The organism is Lysobacter sp. Soil_N_51, assembly GCF_057655755.1.
In genome coordinates, this window is sequence record NZ_JBDGLR010000004.1 from 115,872 (window position 1) to 131,852 (window position 15,981).

The 15,981-nt window shown below is 66.7% G+C and carries 9 protein-coding genes and 1 pseudogene; 5 read left to right on the top strand and 5 right to left on the bottom strand.

The features are described 5' to 3' along the window. Nucleotides 1–290: 290 nt before the first annotated feature. On the bottom strand, nt 291–2,207 hold the full coding sequence (locus tag AC3A4T_RS08295) for a M4 family metallopeptidase (RefSeq protein WP_487674950.1): 1,917 nt from the start codon (nt 2,205–2,207) through the stop codon (nt 291–293). A gap of 458 nt (nt 2,208–2,665) precedes the next feature. Beyond that, nucleotides 2,666–3,049: a hypothetical protein gene (locus AC3A4T_RS08300; RefSeq protein ID WP_487674951.1), complete on the bottom strand. Its 384-nt coding sequence runs from the start codon at nt 3,047–3,049 to the stop codon at nt 2,666–2,668. A 246-nt stretch (nt 3,050–3,295) separates the two neighbouring features. Between AC3A4T_RS08300 and AC3A4T_RS08305 the strand changes: the two genes are divergently transcribed. The 4 genes from AC3A4T_RS08305 (at nt 3,296) to pbpC (ending at nt 12,984) form a co-directional block, all read left to right on the top strand. Beyond that, a complete protein-coding gene (locus AC3A4T_RS08305; protein WP_487675190.1) occupies nt 3,296–8,209 on the top strand; it encodes an alpha-2-macroglobulin family protein in 4,914 nt (1,637 codons plus the stop codon). Then, nucleotides 8,206–9,300 (top strand): hypothetical protein, encoded by a 1,095-nt coding sequence (locus AC3A4T_RS08310; RefSeq protein WP_487674952.1) that lies wholly within the window; start codon nt 8,206–8,208, stop codon nt 9,298–9,300. Before AC3A4T_RS08305 ends, AC3A4T_RS08310 begins: the two co-directional genes overlap by 4 nt. Nucleotides 9,301–9,410: 110 nt before the next feature. Further along, nucleotides 9,411–10,415, top strand: coding sequence for a hypothetical protein (locus AC3A4T_RS08315; RefSeq protein ID WP_487674953.1), 1,005 nt, complete (start codon nt 9,411–9,413; stop codon nt 10,413–10,415). Between the two features lie 175 nt (nt 10,416–10,590). Beyond that, complete coding sequence (pbpC, locus tag AC3A4T_RS08320; RefSeq protein ID WP_487675191.1) at nt 10,591–12,984, top strand: penicillin-binding protein 1C; 2,394 nt, start codon at nt 10,591–10,593, stop codon at nt 12,982–12,984. 48 nt (nt 12,985–13,032) lie between these two features. Here the strand turns inward: pbpC and AC3A4T_RS08325 are convergent, their stop codons facing one another. Further along, nucleotides 13,033–13,692: a site-2 protease family protein gene (locus AC3A4T_RS08325; protein ID WP_487674954.1), complete on the bottom strand. Its 660-nt coding sequence runs from the start codon at nt 13,690–13,692 to the stop codon at nt 13,033–13,035. A gap of 221 nt (nt 13,693–13,913) precedes the next feature. Between AC3A4T_RS08325 and AC3A4T_RS08330 the strand changes: the two genes are divergently transcribed. Continuing rightward, on the top strand, nt 13,914–14,966 hold the full coding sequence (locus AC3A4T_RS08330) for an adenosine deaminase (protein ID WP_487674955.1): 1,053 nt from the start codon (nt 13,914–13,916) through the stop codon (nt 14,964–14,966). Nucleotides 14,967–15,069: 103 nt separating this feature from the next. On the opposite strand, the pseudogene AC3A4T_RS08335 reads toward AC3A4T_RS08330, so the two are convergent. Further along, nucleotides 15,070–15,306, bottom strand: a pseudogene (locus AC3A4T_RS08335) (ferritin-like domain-containing protein); the annotation flags it as partial. Between the two features lie 82 nt (nt 15,307–15,388). Then, entirely contained in the window at nt 15,389–15,865 is a 477-nt protein-coding gene (locus AC3A4T_RS08340; protein ID WP_487674956.1) for a redoxin family protein, read from the bottom strand. Nucleotides 15,866–15,981: the final 116 nt, after the last annotated feature.

A 15,981-nucleotide genomic window follows, 5' to 3' on the forward strand; every position in this document is an offset into this window, starting at 1 on the left:
GTCGAAGGCCGTTCGAAGGCGGTCGTCCGGGTGCTGGCCGCGTGTCAGATGGCTGCTTGATTCATGCATGAACCGCGGCGTTTCCGGTTTTTTAGCGCGTTATGGAAATTCCAGTCCCACCTGTGACCCATGCACGCACGGTTCTGCGAGCGCACTCGCAAATACGTATTTATTATGTTTTTGCATAAGGCCGCCGCTCGGCGAACGAGGTTTCGGCGCCCGGAAAAGAAAACCCCGGCCTTGGCCGGGGTTTTTCGAGTCTGGCTGCGACCGGATTTGTTGCGCGCCAATCAGAACGTGATGCTCCAGGTGTCGATGCGGCCGACATCGCCGGCGGCGTCGTCGTTGACCCGTAGCTTCCAGGTGCCGTTGAGCGTTTCGCTCGACAGATTGAAGGTGAAGGTGCCGGCGACGTTGTCGGCGCTGCCGCCGGTGCGGTTGTGGATGTTGTAGAGCGAGCCGTCCGGCGCAACCAGGTCGACCTTCAGGTCCTGCTTGTAGGTATGGATGATGTTGACCGACACGCTTGCATTGCTCGGCGCATTGCCGGTCCGGCCGGACACGGCGATCGGGCTTTCCACGGTGGCGTTGTCGCGGATCGCCACATCGGTGCCGTTGCTGTAGGTCTGCGTGCCCGGACCCGGGCCCGGGCCGGGACCGCCGGGGCAATCCACGCCGACCACGAGGAACGCGGCGGACACGTCGGCCACGGTGTAGCCCAGATCGGTGGCGGCCTGTTCGACGCCGCAGGCGCCGCTGTTGTAATCGCTACTCGGCGTCCAGTAGTCCTTATTGGCCTTGGCGAAGATCTTGAACGCCTTGACCGTGTCCCAACCGGCGGTCTTGGCCAGCGTGTAGAAGGCCTTGTTGTAGACGCCGGAAGAAAGGTGAACGTTCATGCCGGGGGTGAAGTTGCTGGCGTGACCGATCGAACGGCCGTCGCGGGTCGGATCGTCCATGTAGCGCAGCGCGCCAGTGCCCTTCTTGATCTGCGCGCCGACCATGAAGTCGTTGCTGCCGTTCATGAAGAATTCGCCCGCCTCGCCGGCGATGTCCGAATAGGCTTCGTTGATGGCGCCCGATTGGCCGGAGTAGATCAGGGCGGACTGCTGCTCGGTGAAGCCATGGGAGACCTCGTGCCCCGACACATCCAGGCTCACCAGCGGGTAGAACAGGGTGTCGCCGTCGCCGAACAGCATGGTGGTGCCGTTCCAGTAGGCATTGTCGTGCCGGGTGCCGTAGTGCACGGCCATGGTCAGCTTGAACGTCAACGGCGCCATGCCGACGTAGCTGTTGTACATGTCGTAGATGACCTTGCCGAAAAAGTGCGCGTCGTTGATCGGCGAGAAGCCGCCATTGACGGTCTTGAAGGTATTGCGCGGGCAGGTGTACGAGAACGGCGACTTGCCCGATGCGCTGGTCGCGCCGGCCAGGTCCACGGATTTGACGAACTCGTTGTCCATGACGCAGGTGCTGCCGTTTTGCTGCACGTCGAGTTTGGCGAACTGGGTGCCGTATTCGTACTGGCCGATCTTGGTATTGCCGCCCGGGCCGGTGCCGACCAGCGCGTGAGTCAGGCCTTCCCACTGCTTGAGCACCTTGCCGCTGTCGGCGTCGACGATCACGTACGGACGGGTCGGCTCGCCCTTGGCGGTATCGGCGAAGAACGATACGACATAGCTCATGTGCGCCACGCCGTTGTCGTCGATATAGATCATGCGCTGGCTGCTTTCGTTCTCGATGCGCATCTGCCCCACGCGCTTGCCGAGCGCGGCGCGCTTGGCCAGATTCAACGCCTGCGCGCCGCTGAGCTTGGGCGCGACATCGGGCAGTTCGGCGGCGAGGCCTTCGATCGAGCGGCCGAACAGGCTGCGCACATTGCCGTTGGCGTCTTCGCGCACCACCACATGCTCGCCGAACACCGGCACGCCGCGGAAGGTCTGCTGGTAACGGTAGTTGCGGCTGCCGTCGGCATCCCGGCTGCTCTTGAGCTGATGCAGCGACGACTGAGCGTCGAGCGCGATCAGTTCGGCATGACGCACGTTCGCCTTGACCGCCGCGCCGGAGGCGGCGACGGCGGAGCGATACTGCTGATTGAGCTTGGCGACGTCCTTGGCATGCAGGTCCACGCGTTGCGCGGCGGTGACGGCGCCGGCGGCCGAAGCGAGCGAGATGGCGACCGCCAGGATGGACAGATTGCGATTCATAGGTGGGTTCCCCGAAGCATTGATAAGGCCGGGCAGACACGAGGCACGGAACCAGGCGGCGTCGGTGGGAGACGACGCGTGGACGCATGCGGCCGGTGTCCGGCGCGAACGCCGCGGCACGGGTTGCGGCGCGGCGCAGGGACCGTGGAAGCGCGATCGCGAAAGCGTCAACGGCGCGGATGCGGTTCACACAGAAAATGCAAACTGGGTCGGTTTCGGCTGCCGACCGGGCTGGATTCTAAATATCTGAAAAATCGCGCCCCCGCATCGAAGTAATCGATGTCATTGGTTTCGGCTGGTTTTGTAATACAGTTTCAAGGAACTTGATGCGTTGCAGCAATAATGCCGCAAGTCGTTGTGCTTGAACAATATAATGGATGTGCCGCGGCGGTGCTTAAAGTGCGCATATTGCTGTTTGCGGTTTCGGCGAACGACGGATTTCGATTATTTATCGGTATTTACTCACGATTTTCTGTAATCCAAGCATGTTTATTGGCGGGCGATCGGTCGCGATGTGATTCAGTTCTTTTCGAATATGCGATTGCGATTGGGCGAACGAATTGACGGCGCGGATATTCGCGGTGCTTGAAAGCGAAAGCAACTGAGCCGCACCGATGCGCGGCCGATGATTTGCCCGATATAGGAATGCCGCCGGCCGGGCGTTGCCGGGCGACGGCGACGGCGAGATCCATGGGCGCGGCCACGGCGTCGGCAAGAAGGTTGCCGGAATCGACGAACCGTGCGCCGCCGACGATCGGCGTTGGGCCCGCGGCGGTCGCGGCGATCAGCGGGTTGCCGCAAGCGCACGGGAATCGTCGGCGACGGATTCGCAGTGTGGCCACGCCGCCACGCATCGCGCCCGGACAGGCAAACGCAATACACGCCCAAGTCGGTCGTGGATCACACAAGCTCGTTCTATACTCGTCGCAGTTTTCGGAGAGATACGCATGAAGCGCGCGCACCCCCTGGATGGAACTGCGATCTTGGATACCCCTGACTCGAGCCGGCCCGCCGTGGGCACGACTGCTCCGAACTCGCCCGCTGCAAGCACGCCTGCCGCGAAGCCGGCCGCTTCCGCGCCGCGATGGCTGGCGCGCGCGCTGGTCGGCGTGCTGGTGGCGGCCACCCTCGTGGTCACCGGCTGCAAGCGCGACACCACCGGGCAGTTGCCCGAGGTCAGCGGCGAAGCCATCGTCGCCAAGCGCGAGGCGGTCAAGGGCTTCGCCCTGGTCGCGGCCTATCCCGACAGCAAGCGCGGCGACGAGCTCGCCATCGCCCTGGAATTCAGCCAGCCGCTGGTCGGCACCCAGAGCTTCGACGAACTGCTCGCGGTGACCGACAAGAACGGTGCGGCGGTGCAGGGTAGCTGGGTGCTCGACGACGGCGGCAAGATTTTGCGCTTCCCGCATGTGGAAGCGAGCAAGGACTACACGGTCACGATCAAGCCCGGCCTCACCGCCGCGGCCGGCGACCGTATCGCCCAGCCGGTCACCAAGCAGGTCTATACCGGCCCGCTCGACCCGGTGGTCGGGTTCGCCTCGCAGGGCAGTGTGCTGCCGGCGCGCGACAGCCGCGGCCTGCCGGTGGTGTCGATCAACGTGGCCGAGGTCGACGTCGAATTCCTGCGGGTCAAGGAAAAGGAACTGCCGAAGTTCTTCGCCGAGTACCAGCGTGGCGGACGCAAGGGCAGTTGGGACCTGGAACGCGACTGGGACGACAAGAAGCCGTTGTCGAAGCTGGCCGAACCGGTCTACGTCAATCGCTTCGTGCTCGGCGGCAAGCCCAACGAACGCGTGCTGACCTATCTGCCGCTGCAGGACATCAAGGAGCTGCAGGAACCCGGCCTGTACTTCGCGGTGATGAAGCGCGCCGGCCAGTTCAAGGACGAGTTCGAGACCGCGTTCTTCACCGTCAGCGACCTCGGCCTGCACGCGCGCGCCTACAAGGACAAGCTGTTCGTGCATGTCGCCTCGCTGGAAAAGGGCGGCGCGGTCAGCGGGGTCGAGCTCAAGGTGCTCAACGCCGAAGGCGAGCCGGTGCTCAAGGGCGAGACCGACGGCAACGGCAACGCGATGCTGCCGTACAAGCTCGACGCGGCGCAGGTGCTGATCGCCAAGAAGGGCAGCGACGTCACCATGCTGCCGTTCAACCAGCCGGCGCTGGATCTGTCCGAATTCGCGGTTGCCGGCCGCGAGCAGGCCTGGTTCGACGTGTTCGCCTGGTCGGGTCGCGATCTGTATCGCCCCGGCGAGACGGTGCGGCTGTCGGCGCTGCTGCGCGATCAGGACGGCAAGCCGATCGACACCAAGGGCAAGGCGCTGCAGCCGGTGTTCGCGCGCTATGTCCAGCCCGACGGCAAGACCTTCCTGGAAACCCGCCTGCAACCCGATGCGCAGGGCTATGTGCGCCATGCGCAGGTGATTCCGGCCGATGCCGCGACCGGCCGTTGGCGGGTCGAGTTCCGCACCGATCCGAGCAGCAAGGAAGCGGTGCAGGGCATGACCCTGCGGATCGAAGAGTTCCTGCCCGAGCGGCTGAAGCTGGACCTGACCGCGCAACCGGTGCTCAAGCCCGGGCAGCCGTTCAAGCTCGGCGTCGACGCGGCCTATCTGTACGGTGCGCCGGCCGCGGGCAATCGTTTCACCGCCAAGCTCGCGGTGATGGTTGAGCAGCATCCGCTGGAGCAGTTGCCGGGTTATTTCTTCGGCGACCCGACTCTGAGCTTGCCGAAGGAAGCCAAGGACGTGGTCGACACCACCCTGGGCGAGGACGGCAAGCTGACCCAGGACATCGCGTTGCCCGACGAAGCCAAGCCGGTCACTCCGATCGCCGCGATCGTCACCGGCAGCGTGTTCGAAACCGGCGGGCGCAGCGTCAACCGCAGCGTCAAGCGGGTGCTGTGGCCGGCCGATGCGCTGGTCGGCGTGCGTCCGTTGTTCGACGACAAGGACGGCAGCGACGCCGACAGCAACGCAGGCTTCGAAATCACCCGCGTCGGCAGCGACGGCAAGCCGCGTCCCGCCACCGGCCTGCGCGTGACCCTGGTGCGCGAACATCGCGACTACCACTGGAATTACGCCGACGACGGCGGCTGGGATTACGACTTCACCCGCCGCTTCGAAGACGTCGAAGTGCGCAACGTCGATGTCGGCACCGCCCCCGCTAAACTGAATTTCGCGGTCAAGTGGGGCGAGTACCGGGTCGATGTGTACGACCCGGCGACCAAGCTCACCAGCCGCTATCCGTTCCGCGCCGGCTGGAGCTGGGATGATCAGAACCGCGGCCTCGACGCGCGTCCCGACAAGGTCAAGCTCGCGCTCGACAAGACCGCGTACAAGGCCGGCGACACGCTGGAAGTAACCCTGACCCCGCCGCACGAAGGCTCCGGCCTGCTGATGGTCGAGGCCGACCGCATGCTGTACGTGCAGGCGATCGAGGTGAAGGCCGGCAGCAAGTTCAAGATTCCGGTCACCGCCGACTGGGAACGCCACGACGTCTACGTGACCGCGCTGGTGTTCCGCGGCGGCAGTGCGCCGAGCAAGATCACTCCGGCGCGCGCGGTCGGCGTGGCGCACGTGCCGATGGACCGGCGCGAACGCAAGGTCGCGGTCGGCATCAACGTGCCCAAGCTGATGAAGCCCGAGCAGGATTTGCCGGTCACGGTCAGCGCGCCGCAACTGGCCGGCAAGGACGCGTACGTGACTGTGTCCGCGGTCGACGTCGGCATTCTCAACATCACCCGTTTCCCGGTGCCGGACGCGGCCGCGCATTTCTTCGCTCAGCGCCGGCTCGGGGTCGATGCCTACGACGTGTACGGGCGGGTGATCGAAAGCTACGAAGGCGATGTCGCCAAGATCCGCTTCGGCGGCGACATGGCCTTGCAGGCGCTGCCGCAGGCGCGGCGTCCGACCGCGCGGGTGCAGACGGTGGATCTGTTCGCCGGGCCGGTGAAGCTCGACGCCCAGGGCATCGCCCGGATCAAGCTGGCGGTGCCGGATTTCAACGGCACCTTGCGGGTCTCGGCACTGGTGTACTCCGGCGGCAGCTACGGCAACAAGGACGCCGAAACCATCGTGCGCGCGCCGGTGCTCGCCGAGGCCAGCACGCCGCGCGTGCTCGCGCCCGGCGACAAGAGCAACGTGACCCTGGACGTGCAGAACTTTACCGGCAAGCCCGGCGAGTTCGCGGTCAAGGTCGAGGGCATCGGCCCGCTGTCGCTGAGCGACGGCGAGCACACGCTCACGCTCGGTGTTGAAGCCAAGAAGACCTTGACCTTCCCGATCGTGGCGCGCGAGGGCTACACCACCGCGCAGGTGCGGGTGCGGGTCGACGGCAACGGTTACAAGGTCGATCGCCGCTACGACGTGCCGGTGCGTCCGGCGTGGCCGTCGGTGCTGCGTTCGCGCACGCGGGTGCTAGACGAACTCGGCGCGATCCAGCTCGGCACCGATTTCGCCGACGGCCTGATGCCCGATTCGGTCAACGCGCGCATGGTGGTCAGCGCGTTGCCGCCGATTCCGTTCGCCAGTGCATTGCAAGGCGCGCTGGAATACCCGTACGGCTGCGCCGAGCAGACCACCAGCAAGGGCTATGCCGCGCTGGAACTCGACGAAGCCACGGCCAAGATGCTCGGGGTCAAGGGCATCGACGCCAAGCAACGCCGCACCCGCATGGAAGGCGCGTTCGGGCGGCTGGCGGCGATGCAGATCGCTTCGGGTCACTTCTCGATGTGGGGCGGCGACAGCGACGGCGATTCGGTCAATCCGGCGCTGACGCCGTACGTGGTCGAATTCCTGCTCGATGCGCGCGACGCCGGTTTCGCCGTGCCCGACGGCATGCTGCAGAAGGCGCTCAAGGTGCTCAACGAGGATCTGCTTTCGGGCAATGCCTCGTTCTACGGCTACGATCGCCGCGAACACCTCAAGTTCGCCTACCAGGCGCATGCCGGCTATGTGCTGGCGCGGGTCAACCGCGCTCCGCTCGGAACCTTGCGCGCGCTGTACGACAACGATCGCAAGCAGAGCCTGACCGGCCTGCCACTGGTGCATCTGGGCCTGGCGCTGTCGTTGCAGGGCGATAAGTCGCGCGGCGGCAAGGCGATCAAGGAAGGCTTCGCCCGCGATCCCTCGCAGCGCCCGCCGTACCTGGGCGACTATGGCAGCCGTCTGCGCGACGACGCGTTGATGATCGCGCTGGTGCACGAGCACAAGCTGTCGCAGCCCGAGTACGACGCGCGCACCGTGTCGATGGGTCGCGACCTCGACGCGCGCCGCAACAGCGGCTGGCTGTATCTGAGCACGCAGGAGCAGGTCGCGCTGGCGCGTCTGGGCAAGGCGTTGATGGCCGACCAGGGCAAGCAGATCTCCGGCCGCTGGACCATTGCCGGCGCGTCGACCGATGCCGATCCGGCCAAGCTGATCGGCCGCGTGTTCGACTTCGCCGCGCTGGCGAGCGGGGTGAGCTTCACCCCGAACGGCCAGCCGCCGCTGTACGCGAGCCTGGAAGTCGCCGGCGTGCCGCGCACCGCGCCGGCCGCCGACGCCTCGCAGATCGAAGTGAGCCGCAAGTTCTACACCACCGAGGGCAAGGACTGGTCGGGCGGCAGTCTGGTCGAGGGCGAGGCGCTGATCGTGCAGGTCACGATCAAGGCGCACAGCGCGATGCCCGATGCCTTGTTGACCGATCTGTTGCCGGCCGGCCTGGAAATCGAGAACTTCAATCTCGGCGACGCCAAGCAATGGGCCGGCGTGGTGGTCGACGGGATCGAACTGTCCGAGCGTTCCAGCGCCGCCGAGGTCAAGCACGAGGAGTTCCGCGACGATCGCTACGTGGCCGCGCTCAAGCTCGGTCAGAACCAGACCGCGCGGGTGTTCTATCTGGTGCGCGCGGTGACGCCGGGTACGTACACCGTGCCGCCGTCGCTGGTCGAGGACATGTACCGTCCGGAGATGCGAGGCGTCGGCAAGGCCTCGCCGGCTAGCCTGTCGGTGCGTCAGCCGTGAGTTCGATCAGCAGGGCGGGAAGCTTCGCGCTTCCCGCCGCGCGCATCGCGGTGCTGGCGGCGGTGCTGCTGTCGGCGGTGGGCTGTGTCGACAAAGGCAAGGGCGGTGAAGGCGAGGGTGTCGACAAGACCCAGACACCGGCCGCCACCGCGCCCGCCAACGCCACCGATCCCGCGCTCAACTGGGGCGGCACCACGCCGCACGACACGCCGCCGGTTTCCAATCCCTTGCTGGAGCAGGCCGAAGCGGCGATGCGCAAGGCCGATCCCGGCTTCGACCGTTTCGAGGTCAACTACACCACCGGCGATCTCGACCGCGACGGCCGCGACGACGTGGTGGTCGAGTACGGCGTCGGCGACGAGGGCGCGATGCGCCATGTCGCCAAGAGCATCTATGTGCTGCTCGCTCGCGACGGCGGTCTGCAGGTGCAGCCCGAGGCCACCGAGGCGTTCTCGGGCTGCCCGGTGGTGCGCGAGATCGTCGGCGGCCAGCTGCTGGCCGATGCGCTGGAAGCGTGCATCGTGCCGTTCCCGAAGACCATCGCTTACTACACCTTCGAATGGGACGCCCCGCGCAAGCGATTGCGTCAGGTGTCCGAGCAGAACGCCGAGCAGCGCGTGGTCATGCGCCTGCAGCAACTGCGCGAAGCGCTGCTGGCCCAGCGCAAGAACGAGGTCGACCGCCATCTGCGCGACGGTCCCGCGCCCATCGCGCCGACCGAACGCGACAAGCCGCGCGCCGCGCCCGAGCAGATCTTCGCCGATGCCGCGCTGCGCCGTGGCTTCACCGACACCGTCGGCATGCTCAGCCACGTCGAATTCCGCGACGACGGCGAGCACGGACGCAAGGCGACGCTGGCGACGCCGGGCAAGGGCAAATCGGACGAACGCGCCCTGTATATCGATCTGGAGCCCGGCGACGGCAATTCCATGGTCGAGTCCGACGGCTACACTTACGTTCTCGATGCGAGCGTGTTGGTGCGCTGGCCGGACCCGGGCACGCGCAGCGGTCATCAAGTCAAGTTCAACCTGATCGATGGCGATCTGTACCTGTCCGAACACGGCGTCTTCGACATGGACGAGGAACGTTGAAGCCGCGCCCGCGTCCGACGCGGCGCCGTTGACGAATCCCGAATCCCCAATCTCGAATCACAGTAGTAACCAGGGTCGCCCCCGAACCCCGAACTTTTCAAGGAGTGAACATGCGCAAGACCCTGATGCCGTCCCTGCTGATGCTGGCCCTGGCCGCCTGCCAATCCGGCGACAAGGCCGCCGCCGCGGCGCAGACCGGCGCGACCGCGACGCCGCCGCCCGCCGCGGCCGCGCCGTCCGATCCGAAGCAGACCGCCGAGCGCGCCTTCGCCGCGCTGCGCAAGATCGAGCCGCAATTCGAACGCCTGGGCTATAGCGAACTGGTCGGCGACATCGATCAGGACGGCCAGGACGACGTCGCCGTGCTGTACGGCACCGGCACCCCGGACGCCACCATGGCCGCGTCGCAGAAACTGGTCGTGCTGATGACCCGTCCCGGCGGCCCGCAGGCGCTGCCGGAATCCGACATGCCGGATTTCTGCCCGCAGCTCGACAAGATCGAAGCCGGCAAGCTGTACCTGCATCAGATCGACATCTGCTCGGCGGCGCGGCCCAAGGCCACCGACTATTACGTGTACCAGTGGAACGGCAAGACCGTCGTCCAGGCCGAACACCAGACCATGCCGCAGCGCGTGCTCGCCGATCTCAAGCCGCTCGGCGCCGCGTTCCGCGCGCGCGACAAGAAGGTCGTGCTCGATGCGATGACCTTCCCGCTGGAAGCGTCGAACTGGCCGGTCTACGACACCGAACTGGAAAAGGCGGCCAAGGCGGCCGGCGGCAAGATCGACCGCGCGATGGCCGAGAAGTACTACACCGACCTGTTCCCGAACGACCGCGCCGACCTGTACGCCGATGCGATCGCCGACCTGCAGGGCCGGCCGCTCAAGACCGATCCCAGCGGTTCGACCTCGTCGAGCTCGCCGGGCAAGGGCGGCATCACCTACGGCCTGGTGGTGCAGCCCGATCCGGAGGAAGACCGCGAAGAGAGCAACGACAACCGCATCATCGATGCGCGCGTCGACCTGGGCATGGCCGAGGGCGACGGCGGCCAGAACCTGGTGCTGTTGCTCATCGAAGGCCAGTTGAAGATCGTCGCGATGAATACCGCCGGCTGATCGATGTCGATTCGCATCGCCGCGGATGGACGCCTCATGCAGGCGGACATTCGCGATCGATCCATCGACCCACCACGCGATCGCATTCGCGCCCGGGCCCGCGAGGGCCTGAGCCGAACCGGTCGCGGAACGCAGCGAGCGCCGCATGCCGTCCTCTTCATCGCCTGACGTCGCCATGGCCGCGCGCCATGCCGCGCCCGCGCCGATGGGCGGGCCGCGTTGGCGTCGCCGCGGCCTGAAAGCGTTGCTAGCGCTGTTGCTGCTGGCGATCGTGGCGATGCTGCTCGATCTGGCGTTTCCCTTGCCGTTGCCGAAACCGCGCGATGCCGGCGCGGTGGTGGTCGCGCGCGACGGCACGCCGCTGCGCGCGTTCGCCGATCGCGACGGCGTGTGGCGGTATCCGGTCGATGCGGCCAAGGTTTCGCCGCTGTATCTGCAGGCGCTGTTGAATTACGAAGACCGCTGGTTCTGGAAGCATCCGGGCATCAACCCGGTGGCGATGCTGCGCGCGGCCGGGCAATGGCTGCGCAGCGGGCGGGTGGTGTCGGGCGGATCGACCTTGACCATGCAGGTCGCGCGCATTCTCGACGCGCAGCCGGGACAGAACCGGCGCAGCCTGTGGTCGAAATCGCGGCAGATGCTGCGCGCGGTGCAGCTCGAAGTGCATCTTAGCAAGCCGCAGATCCTCGCCCTGTACCTCAACCGCGCGCCGTTCGGCGGCACCGTCGAAGGCGTCGAAGCGGCAAGCTGGGCCTATCTGGGCAAGCCCTCGTCGCGTCTGTCGCATGCCGAGGCCGCGTTGCTGACGGTATTGCCGCAATCACCGAGCCGGCTGCGTCCGGATCGCGAGCCCGAACGCGCGCGTGTCGCCCGCGACAAGGTGCTCGCGCGCATGGCCGCGCTGGGCGTGTGGTCGCGCGCGCAGGTCGAGGATGCGCGGGTCGAACCGGTGGTCGCGCGCTCGTTGCAACCGCCGCGCTACGCGCCCTTGCTGGCGCAGCGCCTGCGCTTCGCCGATCCAAAGACGGCGCGGGTGCTGTCGACCATCGACCTGCCATTGCAGCGCACCTTGGAGGATCGGGTCGCGGCGTATTTTTCCAGCTTGCCCGAACGCACCTCGGCGGCGCTGCTGGTGGTCGACAATGCCAGCCTGGAAGCGCGCGCCTACGTGGGTTCGGTGACCTTCGGCGACGCCGCGCGCCTGGGTCATGTCGACATGGTCCAGGCCTGGCGTTCGCCGGGTTCGACCCTCAAGCCGTTCTTGTACGGTCTCGCGCTCGACGACGGCCTGATCCATTCGGAAAGTCTGTTCGTCGACGCGCCGCAATCCTTCCACGGCTACCGGCCGGGCAATTTCGATGCCGCCTTCAACGGCCCGGTGGGCGCGGCGACTGCGTTGCGGCTGTCGCTCAACGTGCCCGCGGTGGATCTGCTCGATCGGGTCGGCCCGGTGCGGTTCTCGGCGCGGCTCGCCCACGCCGGCATCGACCTGCAATGGCCGCGCGGCGCGCAGCCGAACCTGGCGATGATTCTCGGCGGCACCGGCGCGCGATTGGAAGATCTGGTTGGCGCCTACGCCGCGTTCAATCGCGACGGCGTCGCCGGGCGCGTGCGCTATCAACCCGATGCGCCGGTGCTGGAACGGCGGCTGATGTCGCCGGGCGCGGCCTGGATCGTGCGCGAGATTCTCGAAGCCAATCCGCGCCCGGGCAGCGTCGAGCAAACGCTCGACGCGAGCGGCCGCCCGCGCGTGGCCTGGAAGACCGGCACCAGTTACGGGTTCCGCGATGCCTGGGCCTTGGGCAGCACGCGGCGCTACACGGTCGGGGTCTGGGTCGGCCGGCCCGACGGTACGCCGCTGCCGGGTCAGTACGGCGCGGTGACCGCGCTGCCGCTGCTGTTCGAAGTGATCGACAGTCTGCCGCGCCAGCGCGGCGACGCGACACCGCGGCCGCAGCCGGCCAATGTCGAACAGATCGAGGTGTGCTGGCCGCTCGGCCTGCCGCCAGACCCGAGCGCGCCGCAGCTATGCCATCGGCGCATGCAGGCCTGGACCCTCGACGGCTCGGTGCCGCCGACCCTGGCCGAGCGCGACGCGCGGCTGTGGAATGCCGGGGTCGAGCGCTACGAGATCGATGCGCGCAGCGGCTTTCGAGTGTCGGCCGATTGCGCCAAGCCGCACGAACGCAAGGCGCTGGAACTGGCGCGCTGGCCGGCGCTGGCGTCGCCCTGGCTCGCCGCCGATACGCGCAAGGCCGCGCGCTTGCCGGCCTTGTCGCCCGACTGCATCGACGATGGCCGCGACGCGACCGAAGAGCTGCGCATCGAAGGCATCGACGATCTGGCCACCCTGGCGCGCGCGCCGGGCAATGCGACGCCGCTGCGGTTGTCGCTGCGTGCGCTCGGCAGCGACGCGCGGGTGCGCTGGCTGCTCGACGGCCGGCTGATCGGCGAATCGCAGGGCCGCGCGCGTTTCGATCATGATTTCGGCGAGGTCGGCGATCACACCTTGACCGCTTTGGCTGATACCGGTGCGTGGTCGCGGATCAGGTTCCGGGTGTTGCGGTGAGCGGCGATCGTTGCGGCGATCGTGCGCCAGCGCGATAAGACGTTTGGCTCAGCGCTGTTTGCGCCGTTCGTCCAGCGATACGACTTTGTCGCCGGTACCGCTCTTCGACGTTGCCTTGTTCGTCGGCGCATTTTTTGGCGATGCGCTTGCCGATGGCGCGGGTTTCACCGGCCGCTTGCGATCCGCGCCTTTGCGGCGCAACCGCTGCAACGCCCACGGCAGCACGCCCCAGGCAGTGCGACCGTCCAGCGGCGCGATCGGCAGCAGGTTGAGGATCGCGTTCAACAGGTTCATCGGCCCCCACACCAGCACCACCGCGCCCAGCGGCGAGCGCAGCGGTTCGGCCAGGTGCGGGCTCAGCAGTGACAAGGCGATCGCCAGCGCGAACAGCAGCATCTGCGCGCCGACGCCGCCCCAGGCGACCGCGATCTCCTGGCCGGGCGTGCGCGCGGTCTCGTAATCGCATACGCCGTGCAGCGGAAAAATCCGCAGCGCGTGCACCCGCAGGCGGTTGTGCCGCGCGACCCAGGCGTGGCCGGCCTCGTGGGCGACGATCAGTGACAGATAAGCGACGATGCCGCTCATCACCGTGGCCGGATCGCGACTGAACAACAGCGCCAGCAGCACGATCAGCAGCACCGACCAGTGAAAGCTCACCGGCGCGCCGAACAGGCGGAACAAGGTCGGCTCGCTACGGTCGGTCGGCATCGGCATTCACAAGCGATGGGGTCGGGTCCACCGCGGCATGGTAGCGCGAGCTTGCGAGCGCCGCAGGCGTGGATCGGACATTGCCCGACAAGCAGCACGGGGCCGCGTGCTATACATCGGCGCAACAGACGGCCCGGCCTGCGACAATGGCCGCCGCAATGCCGGAATCGGGCGCTTTTCCTCCGATTCGCGGTACATCAAGCGCCGACAGGGAGACTCCAGTGGCCACCAGCACCATCCATGACTTCGCCCGCATTGATGCGCAGCGTCTGCCCGAGCTGCTGCGCCGCATGCCCAAGGCCGAGCTGCACATGCATATCGAAGGCTCGCTGGAACCCGAGCTGATTTTCGCCCTGGCCCGGCGCAACGGCGTCAGCGTGCCGTACGCCGATGTCGAAGCGCTGCGCAAGGCCTATGCCTTCAGCAATCTGCAAAGCTTTCTCGATATCTACTACGCCGGCGCCAGCGTGCTGCTCACCGAGCAGGACTTCTACGACATGGCCTGGGCCTATCTGCAGCGCGCCGCCGCCGACAACGTCGTGCATACAGAGATGTTCTTCGATCCGCAGACCCACACCGCGCGCGGCGTGGCGGTCGAGACGGTCATCAACGGCCTGCACCGTGCCTGCGTGGATGCGCAGGCGCAGTTGGGCGTCAGCGCGCTGTTGATCCTGTGTTTCCTGCGCCATCTCAGCGAGAGCGAGGCGTTCGAAACGCTGGAACAGGCGCTGCCCTTGCGCGACAAGTTCATCGGCGTGGGCCTGGATTCGAGCGAGCTGGGCCATCCGCCGGAGAAATTCGCGCGAGTGTTCGCGCGCTGCCGCGAACTGGGCCTGCGCCTGGTCGCGCATGCCGGCGAAGAAGGGCCGCCGGCCTACGTGTGGAGCGCGCTCGACGTGCTCAAGGTCGAGCGCATCGATCACGGCGTGCAGAGCGTCAAGGACCCGGCGCTGATGCAGCGGCTCGCGCAGGACCGCATCCCGCTGACCGTGTGTCCGTTGTCGAACCTGAAACTGTGCGTGTTCCCGGACCTGCGCCAGCACAACCTCGGCGCGTTGCTCGACGCCGGCCTGGTGGCGACGGTCAATTCCGACGATCCGGCCTACTTCGGCGGTTACGTCAACCAGAACTTCACCGAGACCTTCGCCGCCACCGGCCTGGGCGCGCAACAGGCGTGGCAGCTCGCGGCCAACAGCTTCGAGGGCAGCTTTATCGAGGCCTCGGCCAAGCGCGCTTACATGGATCGGCTCGATCAGGCGTTCGCCACGTTCTGATCCGCAAGCGGTTACGGGCCGTGCCTGTCATCCGCGCAAACAAACAACCCCGCGTTCGGCGGGGTTGTTTTTTGATGCATCCGGATGCGACTGGATGCGTCGCTCAGCGGCCGGTCCAACCATCGAGCATGTCGGCCAGTTCGTCGGCGTGCTCTTCTTCCTGCGCCAGGATGCTTTCCATCATGCGCTTGGTGGTGGTGTCCTTGTCGCCGATGAAATTGATGATTTCGCGGTAGCTGTCGATCGCGATGCGTTCGGCGACCAGATCCTCCTTGACCATGTCGCGCAGGTCGCCGCCTTCGACGTATTCGGCCTGCGAGCGCTTCCTGGCAGTCGGGGGAAGGGCAGGCAGCCTCAGGCTTGCGTGATGCGTGGAAAGAAGCGGGCCCGGATGCGTTCCGGGCCCGCGGCGGTCGTGGCGATCAGACCTGTTCGAGCATGTACTCGGCCGAGGACACGCGGTACTCGCCGGGTTCTTCGACGTGCAGTTGCTCGACCACGCCGTCGTCGGCATACAGCGCGAAGCGCTTGGCGCGGGTGCCCATGCCGTAGGCGCTGGCGTCGAGTTCCAGGCCGAGCGCGCGGGTCAGGTCGCCGTTGCCGTCGGATAGCATGATCATGCCCTCGGGCACGTGCTGGCTCTGCGCCCAGGCCTGCATCACGAACGGGTCGTTGACCGCCAGGCAGGCCACTTCGATGCCCTTGGCGCGGAAGTCCTCGAAATGCTGGACGAAGCCGGGCAGGTGCTTTTCCGAGCAGGTCGGGGTGAAGGCGCCGGGCACCGCGAACAACACCGCCTTGCGGCCGTCGAACAGGGCCCGGGTATCGACCGCTTCGATGCCCTCGTTGATGCGCTTGAGTACGACTTCGGGCAGGCGTTCGCCGACCTGGATGCTCATGGGGTTCTCCTGATAGTGGGTGCGAGTCTAGGCAGGCGGGTCTAAACACCGCGTCAACGACTTGAAATCGCGGTCATAGTCGCCATGCTGTCGGGTTAATGATGCGTCAAGGCGGG